This window comes from Allokutzneria multivorans, assembly GCF_039537405.1.
Lineage (GTDB): Bacteria > Actinomycetota > Actinomycetes > Mycobacteriales > Pseudonocardiaceae > Allokutzneria > Allokutzneria multivorans.
Genome location: NZ_BAABAL010000005.1, coordinates 900,796 through 919,879 on the forward strand (window position 1 = coordinate 900,796; position 19,084 = coordinate 919,879).

At 69.3% G+C, this 19,084-nt stretch carries 19 protein-coding genes and 2 tRNA genes; 6 read left to right on the forward strand and 15 right to left on the reverse strand.

Going from position 1 to position 19,084, the window contains the following annotated elements; genetic code table 11:
• Positions 1–3: 3 nt before the first annotated feature.
• From ABD798_RS08245 to ABD798_RS08255, 3 genes are all read left to right on the forward strand, one after another.
• On the forward strand, positions 4–1,464 hold the full coding sequence (locus tag ABD798_RS08245) for a serine/threonine-protein kinase (RefSeq protein ID WP_344872294.1): 1,461 nt from the start codon (positions 4–6) through the stop codon (positions 1,462–1,464).
• 71 nt (positions 1,465–1,535) lie between these two features.
• Entirely contained in the window at positions 1,536–3,464 is a 1,929-nt protein-coding gene (gene pknB, locus ABD798_RS08250; RefSeq protein WP_344872296.1) for a Stk1 family PASTA domain-containing Ser/Thr kinase, read from the forward strand.
• A gap of 85 nt (positions 3,465–3,549) precedes the next feature.
• Entirely contained in the window at positions 3,550–3,951 is a 402-nt protein-coding gene (locus tag ABD798_RS08255; RefSeq protein WP_344872298.1) for a nuclear transport factor 2 family protein, read from the forward strand.
• 28 nt (positions 3,952–3,979) lie between these two features.
• Here the strand turns inward: ABD798_RS08255 and ABD798_RS08260 are convergent, their stop codons facing one another.
• The 4 genes from ABD798_RS08260 to ABD798_RS08275 are packed head-to-tail and all read right to left on the reverse strand — an operon-like array spanning position 3,980 to position 6,810.
• A complete protein-coding gene (locus tag ABD798_RS08260; RefSeq protein ID WP_344872300.1) occupies positions 3,980–4,624 on the reverse strand; it encodes an aminodeoxychorismate/anthranilate synthase component II in 645 nt (214 codons plus the stop codon).
• Positions 4,625–4,637: 13 nt separating this feature from the next.
• Complete coding sequence (locus ABD798_RS08265; RefSeq protein WP_169748560.1) at positions 4,638–4,793, reverse strand: hypothetical protein; 156 nt, start codon at positions 4,791–4,793, stop codon at positions 4,638–4,640.
• 2 nt (positions 4,794–4,795) lie between these two features.
• Positions 4,796–6,079: a class E sortase gene (locus ABD798_RS08270; protein ID WP_344872303.1), complete on the reverse strand. Its 1,284-nt coding sequence runs from the start codon at positions 6,077–6,079 to the stop codon at positions 4,796–4,798.
• A complete protein-coding gene (locus ABD798_RS08275) occupies positions 6,076–6,810 on the reverse strand; it encodes a DUF881 domain-containing protein (protein ID WP_344872304.1) in 735 nt (244 codons plus the stop codon). Before ABD798_RS08275 ends, ABD798_RS08270 begins: the two co-directional genes overlap by 4 nt.
• Before the next feature lie 151 nt (positions 6,811–6,961).
• On the opposite strand from ABD798_RS08275, the gene crgA reads away from it, so the two are divergent.
• Positions 6,962–7,228 (forward strand): cell division protein CrgA, encoded by a 267-nt coding sequence (crgA, locus tag ABD798_RS08280; protein WP_344872306.1) that lies wholly within the window; start codon positions 6,962–6,964, stop codon positions 7,226–7,228.
• Positions 7,229–7,433: 205 nt separating this feature from the next.
• A complete protein-coding gene (locus tag ABD798_RS08285) occupies positions 7,434–7,868 on the forward strand; it encodes a PH domain-containing protein (protein ID WP_344872308.1) in 435 nt (144 codons plus the stop codon).
• On the opposite strand, the gene ABD798_RS08290 is transcribed toward ABD798_RS08285, so the two are convergent.
• Both ABD798_RS08290 and ABD798_RS08295 read right to left on the reverse strand, forming a co-directional pair.
• Positions 7,854–8,750 (reverse strand): rhomboid family intramembrane serine protease, encoded by an 897-nt coding sequence (locus tag ABD798_RS08290; protein ID WP_344872310.1) that lies wholly within the window; start codon positions 8,748–8,750, stop codon positions 7,854–7,856. The genes ABD798_RS08285 and ABD798_RS08290 overlap by 15 nt on opposite strands.
• Before the next feature lie 10 nt (positions 8,751–8,760).
• A complete protein-coding gene (locus ABD798_RS08295; RefSeq protein ID WP_344872312.1) occupies positions 8,761–9,315 on the reverse strand; it encodes a peptidylprolyl isomerase in 555 nt (184 codons plus the stop codon).
• 87 nt (positions 9,316–9,402) lie between these two features.
• Here ABD798_RS08295 and ABD798_RS08300 point away from each other — a divergent pair, with 87 nt between their 5' ends.
• Positions 9,403–10,023 carry a hypothetical protein gene (locus ABD798_RS08300; RefSeq protein ID WP_344872314.1) on the forward strand — a complete coding sequence of 207 codons (621 nt, stop codon included), beginning with the start codon at positions 9,403–9,405 and terminating at the stop codon, positions 10,021–10,023.
• A gap of 139 nt (positions 10,024–10,162) precedes the next feature.
• Here ABD798_RS08300 and ABD798_RS08305 read toward each other — a convergent pair whose 3' ends face one another.
• The 9 genes from ABD798_RS08305 to recF form a co-directional block, all read right to left on the reverse strand.
• Positions 10,163–10,714, reverse strand: a complete 552-nt coding sequence (locus ABD798_RS08305; RefSeq protein WP_344872316.1) for a DUF2020 domain-containing protein — start codon at positions 10,712–10,714, stop codon at positions 10,163–10,165.
• 232 nt (positions 10,715–10,946) lie between these two features.
• A tRNA-Ala gene (locus tag ABD798_RS08310) sits at positions 10,947–11,019 on the reverse strand.
• A gap of 78 nt (positions 11,020–11,097) precedes the next feature.
• Positions 11,098–11,220 carry a DLW-39 family protein gene (locus ABD798_RS08315; RefSeq protein ID WP_210407818.1) on the reverse strand — a complete coding sequence of 41 codons (123 nt, stop codon included), beginning with the start codon at positions 11,218–11,220 and terminating at the stop codon, positions 11,098–11,100.
• Between the two features lie 60 nt (positions 11,221–11,280).
• Positions 11,281–11,355: transfer RNA gene (locus ABD798_RS08320), tRNA-Ile, on the reverse strand.
• Positions 11,356–11,426: 71 nt separating this feature from the next.
• On the reverse strand, positions 11,427–12,296 hold the full coding sequence (locus tag ABD798_RS08325; protein ID WP_425549192.1) for a DUF3566 domain-containing protein: 870 nt from the start codon (positions 12,294–12,296) through the stop codon (positions 11,427–11,429).
• 120 nt (positions 12,297–12,416) lie between these two features.
• Positions 12,417–15,020, reverse strand: coding sequence for a DNA gyrase subunit A (gene gyrA, locus ABD798_RS08330; protein WP_344872320.1), 2,604 nt, complete (start codon positions 15,018–15,020; stop codon positions 12,417–12,419).
• A 55-nt stretch (positions 15,021–15,075) separates the two neighbouring features.
• Positions 15,076–17,034, reverse strand: a complete 1,959-nt coding sequence (gene gyrB, locus ABD798_RS08335) for a DNA topoisomerase (ATP-hydrolyzing) subunit B (protein WP_344872322.1) — start codon at positions 17,032–17,034, stop codon at positions 15,076–15,078.
• Positions 17,035–17,257: 223 nt separating this feature from the next.
• Positions 17,258–17,830, reverse strand: coding sequence for a DciA family protein (locus tag ABD798_RS08340; RefSeq protein ID WP_344872324.1), 573 nt, complete (start codon positions 17,828–17,830; stop codon positions 17,258–17,260).
• A 94-nt stretch (positions 17,831–17,924) separates the two neighbouring features.
• A complete protein-coding gene (gene recF, locus ABD798_RS08345) occupies positions 17,925–19,079 on the reverse strand; it encodes a DNA replication/repair protein RecF (RefSeq protein WP_344872326.1) in 1,155 nt (384 codons plus the stop codon).
• Positions 19,080–19,084 lie beyond the last annotated feature (5 nt).

Here is a 19,084-nt window from a genome sequence, read left to right on the forward strand (position 1 = left end):
GTCGTGCTCACCTCCGGCCAGTTGCTCGCCGACCGCTACCGGCTCGGCAGGCGCATCGCCGTGGGCGGGATGGGCGAGGTCTGGGAGGCGGCCGACACGCGGCTGGACCGCAGGGTCGCCGTGAAGGTGCTCAAAGCCGAGCTGTGCGGGGACGCCGAGTTCCTGCACCGCTTCCGCAGCGAGGCGCGGATGACGGCCTCGCTGAACCACCCGGGCATCGCCTCCGTGCACGACTACGGCGAGACCGCCGCGGTGCCGGACGGGCCGGAGGACACCGCCTACCTGGTGATGGAGCTGGTCGAGGGCGAGCCGCTGGCCACCATCATCGCCAGGGAGGGCAGGCTGGCCGCCGATCGCACGCTGGACGTGCTCGAGCAGGCCGGCGAGGCGTTGCAGGCCGCGCACGAGCGCGGGTTCGTGCACCGCGACGTGAAGCCGGGCAACATCATGGTCACCCCGGCGGGCAAGGTGAAGCTGACCGACTTCGGCATCGCCAAGGCCGCCGACGCCGCGCCGGTGACGCGCTCCGGCATGGTGATGGGCACGGCACACTACATCGCTCCCGAGCAGGCGCTCGGCAGCGAGGCGGAACCGGCGAGCGACGTGTACTCGCTGGCCGTCGTCGGCTACGAGTGCCTCGCCGGGCACCGGCCGTTCCTGTCCGACAACGCGGTGACCGTGGCGATGATGCACATCAGGGACGTGCCGCCGCCGCTGCCGCCGGACGTGCCGCACCACGCCCGCGTGCTCGTCGAAGCGACGCTGGTGAAGGACCCGTGGCAGCGCTACCGCAGCGGCGGGGAGTTCGCCAGCGCGGTCGCCGCGATCAGGGCCGGGCTACCGCTGCCGAGGCCGTCGACGCACGGCATGTCCAGCGCGGCGCCGACCCCGGTGACCGGCGTTCCGGTGCTGTCGGCCCAGATGATGCCGCCGTCACCGCAGCACGGCCTCCAACAGCCCCCGCCGCAGCACGGCGGTACCCCGATGGGTGGCCAGGCGATGATCTCGCTCGGTCCGGTGCACGGTGGTTACGCGCCACACGGAATGCCCTTGCCGCCTGGCGGGAAACCCCGCAGGATCGGGCTCTGGGTGATGATCGTCCTGCTCCTGCTCGCGCTGATCGGTCTGAGCGTGTGGCTGCTGCGCGAGCCCGTCCACCCCCGGATGACGCTGGACAGCGCCTCCCAGGGCGGTCAGCGGTCGAGCACCACCCACCCCACGCGCGACAACGGATCGCGACCGGGCAGTCTGGTACGGCTCGACGCCAGTGAGTTCGTTGACCGATCGGCGAGTGAGGCAGTTGCCAAGCTGACCCGGTTGGGCTTTGACTCTGTCACCCGGAACGAGTCCGGTCACCAGCCAACCGATCCGAGCCTGTGCACCGTCACACAGATGGTGCCCTCCGGAGAGGTGCGGGTCGGGGAGCGGATCACACTCAGTTGTGAATCTGAGCCGGGCGGCTAACGCGTGTCGGGTCGGGGACAGACAGTAAGCATGACGAGAAGTTTCTTGACGAGGAGTGGGACGACGCACCGATGAGCACTCCGCGACTGCTCTCCAACCGCTACGAGCTGGGTGAGACGCTCGGCTACGGCGGAATGTCGGAGGTCCACAAGGGCAAGGACGTCCGCCTCGGCCGTGACGTGGCGATCAAGGTGCTTCGCGCCGACCTCGCCCGCGACCCCCAGTTCCAGATCCGCTTCCGGCGCGAGGCCCAGAACGCCGCGTCCCTGAACCACCCGGCGATCGTCGCCGTCTACGACACCGGCGAGACACAGACGGAGCACGGGCCGCTGCCGTACATCGTCATGGAGTTCGTCGACGGCAAGACGCTGCGCGACATCGTGAAGACAGAGGGGCCGCTGCACGGCCGCAGGGCCATGGAGGTCATGGCCGACGTCTGCGCGGCGCTGGACTTCAGCCACCGGCACGGCATCGTGCACCGCGACGTGAAGCCCGCCAACGTGATGATCACCCGTGGCGGCGCCGTCAAGGTGATGGACTTCGGCATCGCGCGCGCCGTCGCGGACGGCCAGGCCGCCGTCACGCAGACCGCCGCGGTGATAGGGACCGCCCAGTACCTCTCGCCGGAGCAGGCGCGCGGCGAGTCCGTCGACGCCCGCAGCGACGTCTACGCGGCCGGCTGCGTGCTCTTCGAGCTGATGACCGGGGAGCCGCCGTTCACCGGTGACTCCCCCGTCGCGGTGGCCTACCAGCACGTGCGCGAGGAGCCGAAGCCCCCGTCCTCGCTCAACCCGCAGATCCCCCAGGTCCTCGACGCCATCGTGCTCAAGGCGATGAGCAAGAACCCGGCCAACCGCTACCAGTCCTCCGGCGAGATGCGCGGCGACCTGGTGCGCGTGCTGTCCGGTCAGCGGCCGATGGCGCCCATGGTGATGAGCGAGGACGAGCGCACCGCCATGATGTCCTCGCGCGGTTCCTCGGCCACCGAGGTGCTCAGCGCCGGGCGGCACCGGCCCAGCTCGCTCTCCGACGACGATGACGACGACCGCGACGCCAAGCGCAAGCGGGCCACCAGGATCGCGCTGCTCACCGGCCTGTTCGTCGCGGTGCTCGCGCTGACCGTGTGGATCTCCAGCCTGTTCTTCGGCCCCGGCAGCTCTGCTGACGAGGTCACCATCCCCAGCGACCTCAAGGCCATGTCGCAGGGCCCGGCCGAGAGCAAGCTGAAGGACCTGGGCCTGCGCCCGGTCTCCGAGCGAGCACCATCGGAGCCCAACGAGCTCGGCAAGGTCCTCGGCAGCTCCCCCGAGCCCGGTACGAAGGTCAAGAAGGGCTCGGAGGTCCGACTGAGGATCGGTGGCGGACCGGACCGGATCACCGTGCCGTCGCTGACCGGCAAGTCGAGTTCCGACGCGGAGAAGCTGCTCAAGGAGGTCGGTCTCGTCCTGAACCCGACCACCGACTCCCAGGCGACCGACGACAGCTCCCAGGTCGACAAGGTGGTCAAGCAGACGCCGGAGCCGGGCACGTTCGCGGCCAAGGGCGACTCGGTGAAGATCACCCTCGGCAAGCTCCAGGAGAAGTCCACCGTCCAGGACGTGCGCAACCAGGACCTCGCCACCGCCAAGAAGACGCTCGAAGACCTGAAGTTCACCGTCGAGGTGAAGTACGAGAGCTCGGCGGAGGAGAAGGACAAGGTGTTCGACCAGTCCCCTCGCAGCGGCAAGCACGCGCAGGGCACGAAGATCACGTTGACCGTCTCCAAGGGCGACCAGTTCAAGATGCCGAACCTGGAGGGCAAGACGCCCACCCAGGCGGAGAACCTGTTGCGCCAGAACTACAACTGGACCGGGACCCTCAAGCAGACCCCGGTCACCCCGGACAACCCGTGGGACCTCGGCAAGATCCAGGACCAGACGCCGTCCAGCGGCCAGGCGGTCAGCAAGAACGCCACGATCGACGTCCAAGTGGGCGCGATCGGCACATCCAGTTCACGCTGAGGCGCACAGACGAGGAGAGGGCCCGGTCCACATCGTGGATCGGGCCCTCTTTCTTTCACCGGGTTGCTCGTAGTCTCTGCAGACCATGGACGACCAAGCCGTGCTGCGTGCCAGGGCGACCGTGGAGCGCTACCTGGAGCTGCTCGCCGCCGCGGACGTCGACGGCGTGATCGCCCTGTTCACCTCGGACGGCACCGTGGTCTCCCCGCTGTACGGCACGCTGCCGGCGGCGCGGTTCTACCCGAAGCTGGTCGCCGACACCCAGCGCTCGGAGATCGTCCAGCAGGACCTGTACGTCTCCGTGCGGGACCCGCGCCGGGTCGCGGTGGAGTTCCGCTACGGCTGGACGATGAGCGACGGCACGAGGACGAGCTTCGACTGCGTCGACACGATCGAACTGGACGACGTCGGCCGGATCGCGCAGCTGCGGATCATCTACGACACGCACCCGCTGCGGGCTGCGTGGGCGGCGATCCGGGGCACGTGAACCGCTGGGTCCACGTGAAACATCAGCTTCAGGCGGGGGCCGCCGACGCGGCGAGCGCGCGCATGCCCGACTCCAGCTCGCGAACCCTGGCCTCCTCGACCGGGTGACCGGCGCCGGCCATCCAGTTCGCCAGCATGCGGTGGCCGCCCTCGGTGAGCACCGACTCCGGGTGGAACTGCACGCCGTGCAGCGGGAGTTCGCGGTGGCGCATGGACATCACGATGCCGGAGTCGGTGCGGCCGGTGACCTGGAACTCGTCGGGGATGGTGTCCTCGCGGACGGTCAGCGAGTGGTACCGGGTCGCGGTGAACGGGCTCGGCAGTCCTTCGAGCACGCCGACGCCTTCGTGCAGCACCTGACTGGTCTTGCCGTGCAGCAGCTCCGGCGCGCGCTCCACCGTCGCGCCCCACGCGGCGCCGAGCGCCTGGTGGCCGAGGCAGACGCCGAGCATCGGCAGCCGCGCGTCGGCGCAGCGCCGGATCACGTCCATGCTCGAGCCCGCGCGCTCCGGGGTGCCGGGACCGGGGCTGATCAGGACGCCGTCGAACTCGGTGATCCGGTCGACCTCGACCGCGTCGTTGCGCTGGACAACGCACTCGGCGCCGAGCTGGGCGAGGTACTGCACCAGGTTGTAGACGAAGCTGTCGTAGTTGTCGACGACGAGAACGCGCACGGGAATACCACCCTCATCCAGTGGTGACTTGGTTGAACGGGAGCCGCGGTTCGATCCACGGGAACACCACGAACAGCAGCAGGGCGACCACCGCGGAGATCAGCAGCAGCGCTTCGAAGATCCGCACCGGGAGCGGCCCGGGCAGGTGGCGCCAGATCCAGCCGTACATCGCTAGCTCTCCTGCATCTCGGGCGGCAGTTCACCGGGCTTGGCGGGGTCCTTCTTGTACTGGTGGGTGAGCACGCCGTGCACGATCAGCCGCTGCCGCGCGGAGAACCGGGGGTGGCAGGTGGTGAGCGTGATCAGCGAGGCCTGCTGGCCCGAGGGCAGCTGCGCGTCCGGGCGGTTCGGCACGGGTGCGATGACGCCGCTCTGGCTGGGCAGCACGATCTCCTGGCCGACCGTCTTGCCGTAGGCGCCGCCGTCGGCCGCGTTGGTGCGCAGCGTCCCGACCCGCTGGCACTTCTGGTTGGCGGCCTTGGTCTTGTCCCAGTCCTTGACCTCGTTGGACTTCGGCATCATCCGGTAGACGAACCAGCTGTCGGAGGTCTCGACCACGATGGCGTCGCAGGCGTCCAGCAGGTCGATGTCGTTGAACGGCGCGCCCTTGCCGACCCGGTGACCCGCGACCGCGAAGTTGCCGGTCTGCCCGGGGAAGGCCGTGCCCTTGTAGTGGCCGGGGCCGACCTCGAGGATCTTGTCGGTGGTGCCTTCGAGCACCGTGTAGACGTAGTCGGCGCCGAACTTCGGAATCCGGATCTTGGCGAAGCCCTCGCCGTCGCCGACCTGGAACTGCGTCTTGCGCTGCGGGTCTTCCTGGCCCTTCCAGCGATCGTCCAGCGCGACCGTGGCGTCGGACTGCTTGCCGGCGGAGAGCCAGTCGGTCACGTAGACCTCGTAGAAGACGAACAGCAGCACCACGAGGCCAGCGGTGATCAGCACTTCGCCGATGGAGCGCACGACGACGCGTCCGGTCTCCTTCGGCTGTTCCTCCGGCGGCTTGGCCGGGAGCTCTTCGCGCTCCTCGTCGGCGACCGCGGCCGCGGCGGCAGCAGCAGCAGCAGCGATGACATCCTCCGGTGGCTTCTCGACCTCCGTGGTCTCCTCGTCCACCACGCGCGGGATGTGCCGCGTCGGCTGGTCGTCCTCGATCAGCCGGGCGGGGCGCCTCGGCGGCTGCGGGGGCGGTGGCGTAGCGCGCACGCGCGGGATCGGCTGCGTCGGCGGCTCGTCGAGCTGCGGTGCGCGCACCGGCTGAGGCGGACGCGGTCCCGGCTGCGGGTTCTGCCTCGGCGGCGGTCCTTGAGGCCGAGCGCCGGGGGGTGGTCCCTGCGGCCGGGCGGGCGGCGGCGGACCCTGCGGGACGGGCGTGCCAGGAGGCGGGGTCTGCGGCTGGGACTGGTCGCGCTGGTAGCGCGGGACCGGCCGCTGCCCCGGGGGCGGGTTCGTACTCACCGCGGCACCTCCTGCGCCTTGTCCAGCCGCAACGGCCCGGTGTAGCCGGGCACGCCGATCGCCTCACTCGCCGAGACGCGGTAGCCAAGGCCGTAGACCTGGGCGTACTGACGGAACAGACGCACCCCTGGTTCCGCGTCCAGTGCCGCGCTCATCCGTTCCGTGTCCCCGATCGCTTGTATGACGTAAGGCGGAGAGTACGTGCGTCCGTGCAAGAGCAGTGTGTTCCCGATGCACCTCACAGCCGAGGTGCTCACCAACCGCTGGTCGGCGACCGAGATCGCTTCTGCTCCGCCTGCCCACAACGCGTTGAGCACGCTCTGCACGTCCGCCTGGTGCACGACGAGCGAGTCCGGGTCCACGTCCTTGGGATAGCGGCCGTCCGGTCCGCGCGGGGCGTCTGTCAGCCGCACCGCGACGCCGGGGCCGATCAGCGGGCTCAGCCCGACCCGGGCGCCGAGCCGGTCCGCCCGCCCGCGCGCCTCGGAGACCCGCTGGTCCGAGCCCGCCTGTGCAAGGCTGAGCCGGTCGACCTCCGCACGCAGCCCGGCGAGCCGCTGCTGAGCGCCGCTGACGTCGGACTCGGCCTCGCGCACCACCCCGGACAGCTCCGTCGTCCTGCCACCCCTGAGGTCGTACCCGTCCGAGGCGTTGCGGCTCACCGCGAACAACAGGCCGGTCACCACGCACACCGCGGGCACGGCGAACCGCCAGCCGTCGAGCCTGCGCACCCGGCCCTCCCGTTCATTCGGCTGCGGTGACCACAGAGGTAGTTCGCTAACCCAGGCGGTTACGTTAACGTGTTCACAGGGCCGGGGCCGGATTTTGCGGACCCCGGAAACGCCCGGTAACCGGCCGGTCGAGGAGCACGCGAGGACGAGAATGCCTAAGTCCAAGGTCCGCAAGAAGGACGTGTACACCGCACCGCCAGACCGGCGCACGCCGGTGAAGGTGCGGGGTGCCGGCCCGTCACACCCCGTGTACGTCGTGGTGATGCTGGGCATGATGCTGCTCGGTCTTGCCTGGCTGGTGGTGAACTACCTCGCTGGCACGCAGATCCCGGTGATGCAGGACCTCGGCCCGTGGAACTTCGCCGTCGGGTTCGCTCTGATGATCACCGGCCTGCTCATGACGATGCGCTGGCGCTGACCACCCGGCCGACAGGCCGATCGTGCCGCCGAACGGCCCGGACACCACGGTGTCCGGGCCGTTCGCTCGTAAGTTCATCCCCACTGGGGACAACTGCTGTGGATAACTCGCCGGGACGTCCACTGGATAGCCGGTCCCGGTCGGCCCCGAGGCACTAGATGATGTGGTTACCGCAGCCCCAACACGAACTCTGGGAGACGGTCGGATGAACGACGCAAGCGCCACCGGGCCCCGGAACTGGTCCCCGCCAGCCGTGGCGGTCGGCGGCGGCTGGCTGCTCTCCGCTGGGGCTCTGACATGGGTCTTCCTCGCGCGCGACACCCCGACGCAGGTCTTCGCCGGAGTCGCTGCGGCCCTGATCGGCTTCGCCGCGCTGTTCGGCACCCTGGCCCGGCCGCGGCTCACCGCCGACACCGAAGGCATCACCGTCCGCGGCCTGACCGGGGCACGCTCGTGGAGCTGGGCCGAGCTGACCCCGCGCCTGCACAGCTCGCGGCGGTTCGGCAGGAACAGCACGGTGCTGGAGATCGACGTCCAGACGCGGGACGGCGCCGAGACCCTGCTGGTGTTCACCAGGCTGGACCTCGGCGCCGATCCGGTCGACGTCACGAAGGAACTGCTCGGGCTAGCCGCCCAGTAGCAGCGCCTGCAACTCGTTGTAGCGGTAGAGCGTCAGCCCGGCCAGTACGACGGTGGTGGCCACGAACGCGCCGAGCTGCCACAGCCCGCGCTGCTTGGACGGCGCGTAGAGCATCGCCGCCATCAGCGCGGCCCCGACCACGAAGCCACCCGCGTGAGCGAGGAAGGAGATGTTCGGGACGCTGAAGGTGATCGCCACGTTCAGCGCGATCACCCCGAGCACCGGCCCGATGTTCAGCTTCAGCTTGAGCACGGCGACCAGCAGGCCGCCGAGCAGGCCGTAGATCGCGCCGGAGGCACCGACCGCCGCGGTCATCGGCGAGTCGAAGAGCATGATCGCGACCGAGCCGCCGAGCAGCGACAGCACGTAGCTGGCGATGAAACGCCCTCGGCCGAGCAGCAGTTCGAGGTCCCTGCCCAGGAACCACAGCGCGAGCATGTTCACGCCGAGGTGCGCGACGCCGTCGTGCAGGAAGCCGTTGGTGACCAGTCGCCACCACTCGTCGGTCGCGACCAGGACCGGCCGCATGAACCAGTCGAGGAACAGGTCGGAGCCGTCGTAGTTGGTCATGATGCTGCCCGACTGCACCGCGGTGATCACGAAGACCACCACGTTCAGCGCGATCAGCACCGGAGCCACGATCGGCTTGCTGACCAGTTCGGCACCCGCGACCGTGACCGGCCGCCGCACATCGCGGTTGCCCTCGCGGACGCAGTCGACGCACTGGTAGCCGACCGCGGCCTCGCGAAGGCAGTCCGGGCAGGCGGGCCGCTCGCACCGCGTGCAGCGGAGCCCGGTGGGCCGGTCGGGGTGTCGCACGCAGCCCGGCAGCGCGGGCTGGCCCCCGTCCGGCCCCGTCGGTGGGGACGGCGGAACCGTCATGCCGGTCCGCTCAGTCCGCAGTGATCTCGACGGTGACGCTGTCCAGCGTCACGTCGGTCAGCGGCTTGTCGCCCTGATCGGTCGGCACCTTGGCGATCGCGTCGACGACGGCGCGCGACTCGGCGTCGGCCACCTCGCCGAAGATGGTGTGCTTGAAGTTCAGCCAGGTGGTGGGGCCGACGGTGATGAAGAACTGCGAGCCGTTGGTGTTCGGCCCCGCGTTCGCCATCGCCAGCAGGTAGGGCTTGCTGAAGGTGAGTTCCGGGTGGAACTCGTCGGCGAAGCGGTAGCCGGGGCCGCCGCGGCCGGTTCCGGTCGGGTCGCCCGCCTGCAGCATGAAGCCGTCGATGATGCGGTGGAAGATCGAGCCGTCGTAGAACGGCCCGGTCGTCTCGCCCTTGGCGTTGTTCTCCTTGTACTCCTTCGTGCCCTGCGCCAGGCCGACGAAGTTGCTGACCGTCTTCGGCGCGTGGTTCGAGAAGAGGTCCAGCCGGATCTCGCCGTGCGAGGTGTTCAGGGTGACCTTCACGGTCTTGCCCACGAGGGATTCGTTGCTCTCAGCCACCACGCCATCGTGCCATCCACGGCGAGTTCGCGTGGGAAGGGGCAGGATTGGGTATGGCTGTCCACAGGCGTGTCTTGGAGGAGTGCCATGGACGAGGTGAAGACCATGTCCCAGGCCGGCGAGAAGGTCGGCAGGGCGATGGGGACCGGCCTGAAGGCGGCGCGTGTGCGCACGGAGAAGGCCGCTGAGCAGGGCATCAAGGTGTCGAAACGTGCGTTGGCGAAGGCGGAGAAGAAGTTGGCGAAGCGCGGACTGACCCCCGAGAAGATCCAGGCCAGCGTCGCGGACACGGCCGAGGACCTCGGAAAGCGCGGCCGCAAGGCCCGCAAGCAGCTCGGCAAGCGCAGCAAGGCCGCGCGCAAGGAGTTCAAGGCGGCTCGCAAGGAGCTGCACAAGACCACGACCGCGGCCTACAAGGACCTCGCGGCGAAGTTCGCGAAGGAGCAGCCGAAGAAGCGGCGCAGGTGGCCGGTGGTCCTGCTGCTGCTCGGTGGCATCGGCGCCGCCGTGGCGACGGTGCTGTCCAAGCGCCCGGAGCAGGTCTCCCTCCACGAGGAGGTCGAGGACCAGCTCCAGCCGCCGCAGCAGCGCACGTCCAGCGACAACGGCAATGGGAACGGGGGCGATGGCAAGCACACCGCCAAGCCCACCACCACCGCGGGTGCGGGTGGCGCGACCAAGCCCGGCACCAACAACACCAAGAAGTAGCCCCACCACGAGCACCTGCTCGCCCCGCTGGCGGAGGGCTCTTCGCGCAGCGCTCGATCACGCAACAGCCCATGACACCGGCCCTGTGGCCTGTCATGGGCTGTTGTTCGTCAACCGCACAGAGTTGCCCACAGGGCCGTCATCCAGCGGTCTTCACCGCTTCAACCGCCTTCTCAACGGCCCGCTTGGGCGCGATCGTCCGCTTCTGGTTGGACACCGCCGCAACCGCGACCCCGCCCTTGGCGACAGCGAACACGGCCCCCTTCTCAGTGGGCTGCGCCCCGCCCTTCCACCCGCCGTCCAACGTGACCGGCGAGGAGGTGGCCACCGGCGCCACCGAGTCCACCAAGGCCTTCGCCTCAGCCTCGGTCCCCGTGAAGATCCGCACCCTCAACTGCTCTTCCCCGTTGGGCCGGAAGAAGAAGCACACCGGATGCTCCCCCGCGGCCCCGTCCCCCAACTTCACCTTCCCCACCTGCTGCCCGTTGAACTGAGCCACATCCGCACTCCCCAGGTACGGACACTTCCCTTCGCCCCCCACCCCCGGCCACCGAGGCGCCTCCACCGTCCCCCCACCAGAAGCCGAAGATGCCGCAGCCGACGATGTCGTTGTACTGCCAGCAGAAGGTGTCCCCCCACCACACCCAGCAACACAAGTCAGCAGGACGGCCACACCAACGATCCGCTTCATGCCAGGCAGTCAACCAGAACCCAAACCCGCGACGGCACAGCCGAATCATGCGAGCGAAGCGAAGCAGCCGAACGCTGGTCAACACCCAACGAGGCAACGGCGAAGCCGAGCAAACCACGCTGGTTCAGCAGGAGCCCGCACCGTGGGGGGCGTGGGGGGCTCGGCCCCCCAACATAGGACGGACGACCCGGCGAAGGTGCGCCAGCACCTGAGCAGGGTCGTCCAAAGTACGTGGAGACAAGGGGAATCGAACCCCTAACCCCCGCCTTGCAAAGGCGGTGCTCTGCCAATTGAGCTATGTCCCCGAGCGGACATGTGCCCCGGCGGCCAGAAGGCCACCGGGGCTACAGGTCCTCAACGAGCGGCTGGCGCTCGTCGCGAGATCAGTTCTCGGTCGGCGCGGTGGCCTCGCGCCACAGGTCCGCCTCGGCCTTCGCCGAGCGGTTGCGCTTCACGAAGAACAGCACGGCGCCTGCAACAGCAGCAAGAGCGAGCAACTTCTTCACGTCCGGTCGCCTCCTTAGCGGCGCAATGATCCCGGGTGCCCCCAAGACAGGAACTTGCAGTGGGCCTAGGAGGACTTGAACCTCCGACCTCTTCATTATCAGTGAAGCGCTCTAACCGAGCTGAGCTATAGGCCCTTGCGGTGAAACAGACACTACCCGATGCGCTGGCCCCGGCCCAAACCGGGGCCAGCTTCACGGCAAAGTCCCTAGTCACGCTCGGAGAGCGTGACCTCGACGCCGCCCGCGAGCTCGGCGGAGACGTTGTAGACGAACGCGCTGACCGTGGCCATCGCGGTGAACAGGATGATGTTGATGGCGCCCACGATCGCCGAGACGCCGAACACGCGGCCGACGCTGATCAGAGGCTCCGCGTTGGCCCCGTCGGCGGTCTGCACCAGGTCCTTGTAGGTGCCGTTGAGCTTGTCCCACACGCTCATCCCGTGCAGCACGCCGTAGAGCACGCCGACGGCGACCATCCACACGAAGAACAGCGCCACCGACAGCACCAGTGCCAGCTTCAGCACCGACCAGGGGTCGATCCGCTTGACCTGGAGGCTGGCCCTGCGCGGGCCCCGTCCGGTGCGACGGGCGCTCGGTGCCGCCGCCGTCGCGGCCGAGGCGGCGGCGGACGCGGCCGGGCGACCACCCGCTGTGGGGAAGGTCACGGTGGTGCGCCCGCCGATCGACTCGTCGCTCAACCCGGCGAACATCGGCTGCTCGGTGTGCTGCGTGGGCTCGTCCTGGAACTCCTCGGCGAAGTCCCTCGGCTGCTCCGGCGGGCGTCCGAGCCCGCCGGGCGGCTGCTGAGCCGTCGGTGGCGGCGGGGCCGTGCCCTGTCCGGACACGGTGACCCGCTGCCACGGCGGCGGAGCCGAACCGAGCGCGATGTGCTCGGTCTTGGCGTCGATCTGGGGACCACCACCCTCGCCCTTGGCGGGCTTGGCCACCTTCTGGGTGGCCTCGGCGGAGCCGTTGCCCTCAGCCCGTGCGGTCTCCTGCGGAGCCTGCGTCGCGCCGTCGCCGGCGTCGGCCTGCTCGACGGGTTCGGCGCCCCCGTCCGCCCCGGGACTGGTGATCAGCGACGTCCGGTCCTCGGACTTCCCTGCCTGGTCTTCGGTTCGGTCGGGGTTCTGGGGTGAAGTCATCACGGTCCTTTGCCGATGGTGCTGTCCATCCAGCTAGACGCGCACGGCCGCCTAGTTGTTGCCTTCCTCGGTCTGATCGCTCACGTCGGTGTCGGCGACGACCTCGTCAACGGACTCGGTCACCTCGTCCACCGCCGCGCCGAGCACGGCTTCGACTCCGGGACCGTCTGCGGCCTCGGTGCCGGGCTCGGGTTCATTGTCGTCAGCATTGCGCGCCACCGCGACCAGAGTGGTCTTCTCGCCCAGGTTCATCAGGCGCACCCCCTTGGTCTGCCTGCCCGCCTTGCGGACCTCGGCCGCGCTCGTGCGGATGACGCCGCCGCTGGAGGTGATCGCGTAGAGCTCGTCGTCGACGTCAACGATCAACGCACCGACCAGCCTGCCACGCCTGCGGTCGTGCTGGATGGTCAGCACGCCCTTGCCGCCGCGTCCCTGGATCGGGTAGTCGCCGAGCGGCGTCCGCTTGGCGTAGCCGCCGTCGGTCGCCACGAGCACGAACTTGTCCTCGGCCACGACGCCCATCGCGAGCAGCTCGTCACCCTCGTTGAAGCGCATGCCGAGCACGCCGGAGGTCGCCCGGCCCATCGGGCGCAGCGCCTCGTCGCTGGCGTGGAAGCGGATGGACTGGCCGTCCGCGGAGACCAGGAGCAGGTCGTCCTCGGAGGAGCACAGCACCGCGCCGACGAGCTCGTCGCCCTCGCGCAGGTTGATGCCGATGAGGCCGCCGCTGCGGTTGGAGTCGAAGTCGGACAGCTTCGACTTCTTGACCAGGCCGCCCTTCGTGGCGAGCACGAGGTAGGGCGCGGCCTGGTAGTCCGCGATGTGGATGACCTGGGCGATGTGCTCGTCCGGCTGGAAGGCCAGCAGGTTCGCCACGTGCTGGCCGCGGGCCGTGCGGTTGGCCTCCGGCAGCTCGTAGGCCTTCGCGCGGTAGACCCGGCCCTGGTTGGTGAAGAACAGGATCCAGTCGTGGGTCGAGCACACGAAGAAGTGCGCCACGATGTCGTCCTGCTTGAGCTGCGCGCCCTGCACGCCCTTGCCGCCGCGCTTCTGCGAGCGGTAGAGGTCGGTCTTGGTGCGCTTGGCGTAGCCGGTCCTGGTGATCGTGGTGACGACGTCCTCGACCGCGATCAGGTCCTCCATCGACATGTCGCCGTCGAAGGGGATGATCTTGGTGCGGCGGTCGTCGCCGTGCTTGTCCACGATGGCCATCAGCTCGTCGCGGACGATCTGCCGCTGCCGCTCGGGCTTGGCGAGGATGTCCTTGAGGTCGGCGATCTCGACCTCGATCTCGGCCAGCTGGTCGACGATCTTCTGCCGCTCCAGTGCGGCGAGGCGGCGCAGCTGCATCTCCAGGATCGCGTTCGCCTGGACCTCGTCGACGCCGAGCAGCTCGATCAGGCCGGAGCGGGCGGTGTCCGGGGTGTCGGAGCGGCGGATCAGCGCGATGACCTCGTCGAGCATGTCCAGCGCCTTGACCAGGCCGCGCCAGATGTGCGCGCGCTCCTCGGCCTTGCGCAGGCGGTACTTGGTCCGCCGGACGATGACCTCGACCTGGTGCTTCACGTAGTGCCGGATCATCTGGTCCAGCCGCAGCGTGCGCGGCACGCCGTCGACCAGGGCCAGCATGTTGACGCCGAAGGAGTACTGCAGCTGGGTGTGCTTGTAGAGGTTGTTCAGCACCACCTTGGCGACGGCGTCGCGCTTGATGGTGATGACGATCCTCATGCCCTTGCGGCTGTTGGACTCGTCGGCGATGTTGGCGATGCCGGTGAGCTTGGCGTCGCGCACCAGGTTGGCGATGTTCTCGACCAGGTTGTCCGGGTTGACCTGGTACGGCAGCTCGGTGACGACCAGGATCGTGCGGCCCTTGGCGTCCTCGTCGATGTCGACGACGGAGCGCATCCGGACCGAACCGCGGCCGGTGCGGTAGGCGTCCTCGATGCCCTGCGTGCCCAGGATCTGCGCGGAGGTCGGGAAGTCCGGCCCCTTGATCCGCGCCATCATCGCCGCGAGCGTCTCGTCCTCGCCGGCGTCCCAGTTCTCCAGCGCCCAGACCACGCCGGAGGCGACCTCGCGCAGGTTGTGCGGCGGGATGTTCGTCGCCATGCCGACCGCGATGCCCGCAGAGCCGTTGATCAGCAGGTTCGGGATGCGGGCGGGCAGGACGTCGGGTTCCTGGGTGCGGCCGTCGTAGTTCGGCCGGAAGTCGACCGTGTCCTCGTCGATGTCGGCCAGCAGGTGCATGGCCAGCGGCGCGAGCCGGGACTCGGTGTAGCGCATCGCGGCGGCGGGGTCGTTGCCCGAGGAGCCGAAGTTGCCCTGGCCGTCGACGAGCGGGTAGCGCAGCGACCACGGCTGGGCCATCCGCACGAGGGTGTCGTAGATCGAGGAGTCACCGTGCGGGTGGTAGTTGCCCATGACGTCGCCGACGACGCGGGAGCACTTGTTGTAGCCGCGGTCCGGGCGGAAGCCGGAGTCGAACATCGAGTAGAGCACGCGGCGGTGCACCGGCTTGAGACCGTCGCGCACGTCCGGCAGGGCTCGACCCACGATGACGCTCATCGCGTAGTCGATGTAGGAGTTCTGCATCTCCTGCTGGATGTCGCGCGGTTCTGTGCGGTCGTGCTGCGGCGGAAGCGTCGTGTCCGTCATTGCAGTCCTTCTCGTGCTTCAGCTGGGCGGGCCGGGAGGGGTGGGAGCGAGCCGGTCAGACGTCGAGGAAGCGGACGCCCTTGGCGTTGCGGGTGATGAAGGACCGCCGCGCCTCGACGTCCTCCCCCATCAGCACGCTGAACAGCTCGTCGGCCGTCGCGGCGTCGTCCATGGTCACCTGGAGCAGAACGCGCTGCGCCGGGTCCATGGTGGTCTCCCACAGCTCGTCGGCGTTCATCTCGCCGAGACCCTTGTAGCGCTGGATGTTGTCGTCCTTGCCGAGCTTCTTGCCCGCGGCGAGGCCCTGTTCGATCAGCCCGTCGCGCTCGCGGTCGGAGTAGGCGAACTCCGGCTCCGCCCGCAGCCACTTGATCTTGTAGAGCGGCGGCTGCGCGAGGTACACGTGGCCGTGCTCGATCAGCGGGCGCATGAAGCGGAACAGCAGCGTCAGCAGGAGCGTGCGGATGTGCTGGCCGTCGACGTCGGCGTCGGCCATCAGCACGATCTTGTGGTACCGCAGCTTCTCGAGGTCGAACTCCTCGTGGATGCCCGTGCCGAGCGCGGTGATCATGCTCTGCACCTCGTTGTTCTTCAGCACGCGGTCGATGCGCGCCTTCTCAACGTTGATGATCTTGCCGCGGATCGGCAGGATCGCCTGGTACATCGAGTCCCGGCCCTCCTTAGCCGAGCCGCCCGCCGAGTCGCCCTCGACGACGTAGATCTCGCACTCCGCCGGGTTGGTGGAACGGCAGTCCTTGAGCTTGCCGGGCAGGCCGCCGATGTCCAGCGCGCCCTTGCGCCGCACCAGTTCGCGGGCCTTGCGCGCGGCCATCCGGGCCTGCGACGAGGAGATCGCCTTGGTGATGATCGTCCGCGCGTCGGCGGGGTTGCGGTCCAGCCAGTCGGCCAAGTGCTCGTTGCACGCCTTCTGCACGAAGGACTTCGCCTCGGTGTTGCCGAGCTTGGTCTTGGTCTGGCCCTCGAACTGGGGCTCCTTGAGCTTCACCGAGATGATCGCGGCGAGGCCCTCGCGCACGTCGTCGCCGGAGAGGTTGGCGTCCTTCTCCTTGAGCAGCTTCTTGTCGCGCGCGTACTCGTTGATGACGCGGGTCAGCGCGGCGCGGAAGCCCTCCTCGTGGGTACCGCCCTCGTGCGTGTTGATCGTGTTCGCGAAGGTGTAGACCGACTCGGAGTAGCCGGTGTTCCACTGCATCGCGATCTCGACCTCGAGGGTGTCGCCCTTGCCCTCGAAGGCGATGACCGTCTTGTGGATCTCGTCGCGGGTGGCGTTGATGTGCCGGACGAAGTCCTCGAGGCCACCCGGGTAGTGGAAGGTGCGCTCGCGGACCTTGCCGATCTCCGCGTCCTCCTCGCCCTCGGCGACCCGCTCGTCGCGCAGCACGATGGTCAGGCCCTTGTTGAGGAAGGCCATCTCCTGCAGCCGGCGGGCGATCGTCTCGATGTTGTAGGCGGTGGTCTCGAAGATCTCACCGTCCGCCCAGTAGGTGATCGAGGTGCCCGTGCGGTCGGTGTCCTCGTCCTTGCGCAGCTCGTGCGCGGGCTTGGACGCCTCGTAGCGCTGGCGGTACACCGAGCCGTTCTGGTGGATCTCCACGTCCACGGCGGTGGACAGCGCGTTCACCACGGAGATGCCGACGCCGTGCAGACCACCCGAGACCGCGTAGCTCTCGCCGTCGAACTTGCCGCCCGCGTGCAGCTTGGTCATCACGACCTCGACGGCGGGCTTGCCCTCGCCCGGCATGATGCCGGTGGGGATGCCGCGGCCGTCGTCGATGACGCGGACGCCGCCGTCGGCGAGCAGGGTGACGTCGACGACGGTCGCGAAGCCCGCCATCGCCTCGTCGACCGCGTTGTCGACGACCTCCCAGATCAGGTGGTGCAGGCCGCGCTCACCCGTCGAACCGATGTACATGCCCGGCCGCTTGCGAACGGCTTCGAGGCCTTCGAGGACGGTGATCGATGACGCGTCGTACTCGTTCTTGTTGTCAGCCACGGGCCTGGTGTCTCCTCGCAGACAAGGTGCACGCGATGGTGAGTCGGAGCTACCTCGCAGGAGAGCTGGCCCCAACCTTCTCAATCCTACCGGTCGGCACCGACAGAACGGGCACTAGGACACCCCTGAGAACGTCACAGGGCGATGTGCGGGAACTTCACCACGTCCAGAGTGCCGCGACGCGGGTTCGACACGCCTGCGGCGCTCTCCTTGGCGGCTGATTTCAACCGTACGTGTCGCGCGGGCCTCGCCCGGGTACATGGCGCGGACCGTGCTTCCAGCTCGGTGCGGCCGGTCCCTGGACCTTCAACCTGCGCACGACGCCTTTTCCGACCCCTGCGGCGATCTTGGTGAGCAGCTGCCGCTGGAGCAACCGCAACTGCGTCGCCCATGCGGTCGAACTGGCCTGGACGGTCAGCTCGCCGTCCTGGAGCGCAACCGGTTTGGCGTGCTCAGCGACCTCGTCGCCGACCAGCGCGGCCCAGCGGCTGAACACGTGCCCCCCGGCGAGCTGGCCCTGCCAGCCCCGGTCGGCCATGATCCGCGCGGCGAGCCTGCCCAGCGGCTGGGGATCGCGGTCGTCCACCCCCGGCCCGGACCAGCGGCGGCGCTTGCGCGACGTGCTCGACCGGCCGATGCTCGCCGCCGAGCCCTTCGCCCTGCCCTTGGGCGCACCCCGGGCCTTCGCTTCCGCCTTCGCGGCGTCGAGGGCGGCCCTGGCGAGGTCGGATCCTCGCAGTGCGTGCTCGGACCCGGCGTTGTCACCACCCGACCGGGTGGAACCTTCCGGGCTCATCCCTGGGTCAGGGGCCGTCCCACCTCGACGCGTGACGGAGTTGTCCACACTGTCCACAGGGTTATCCCCAGATGTGCGACGTTGGTCCCGCTGCTCATCGGACACGGTGGATCTCTCCTTCCCGCACGTCGTAGCGGACCGCGTCGAGCTCCGCAGGCACGTCCTCTGCGACCGCCGCGGTCACCAGGACCTGCTCGGCAGCCGCCGCGACGGCGGCCAGGCGCTGCCGTCGCCGCCGGTCCAGCTCGGCGAACACGTCGTCGAGCACGAGCACCGGCTCGACGCCGTCCCCGCGCAGCACCTCGTAGGCGCCCAGGCGCAGGGCCAGCGCGAACGACCACGACTCGCCGTGACTGGCGTAGCCCTTCGCGGGCGCCTCACCGAGGATCAGCTCGATGTCGTCGCGGTGCGGTCCGACCAGGCAGACCCCTCGGTCCAGCTCCTGCGAGCGCACCTTGGCCATCGACTCCAGCAGCAACGTCTCCAGCTGCTCGGCGTCGGCCCTCGGCCCGCCCGGCACACCGTAGCCCTCGGGCAGGTCCTCGCCCAGGGTGCTGCGGTAGCGGATGTGCGCTGGTCGCGACTCCGGCGCGACTCCGGCGTACGCGGCCTCGACGAGCGGTTCCAGGTCGGCGACCAGGTTCAGCCGGTAGGCGAGCAACTGGGCGCCATGCCGGGCGAGGTGCCCGTCCCAGACCTCCAGCGTGCCGATGTCGCCGCCCCTGCCCGCCCGCCGCGCGGCGCCCGAGGTCTTCAGCAGTGCGCCCCGCTGCTTGAGCACGCGCTCGTAGTCCGAACGCAGCCCGGCCAGTCGCGGTGTGCGCGCCACCAGCAGGTCGTCGGCGAAGCGCCTGCGCTCACCGGGATCGCCCCGCACGAGCGCCAGGTCCTCCGGCGCGAACAGCACCGTGCGGAGAATGCCCAGCACGTCGCGCGGTTTGCCCGCGGGGGCGCGGTTGATCCGGGCCCGGTTGGCCTTGCCCGGCGTGATTTCCAGCTCGACCAGCAGTTCGCGGCCGCTGTGCACGACGGCCGTGCGGACGACGGCGCGCGGAGCGCCCATCCGGACGAGTGGAGCGTCCGTGGCCACCCGGTGCGAGGACAGGGTGGCCACGTAGCCGATCGCCTCGACCAGGTTGGTCTTGCCCTGGCCGTTCGCCCCGATCAGAACGCTGGGGCCCGGTTCGAGGGGCACGTCGGCGTGCTCCCAGGAGCGGAAGTCGGTGACCTGGAGGTGTCTGACGTACACGCGGG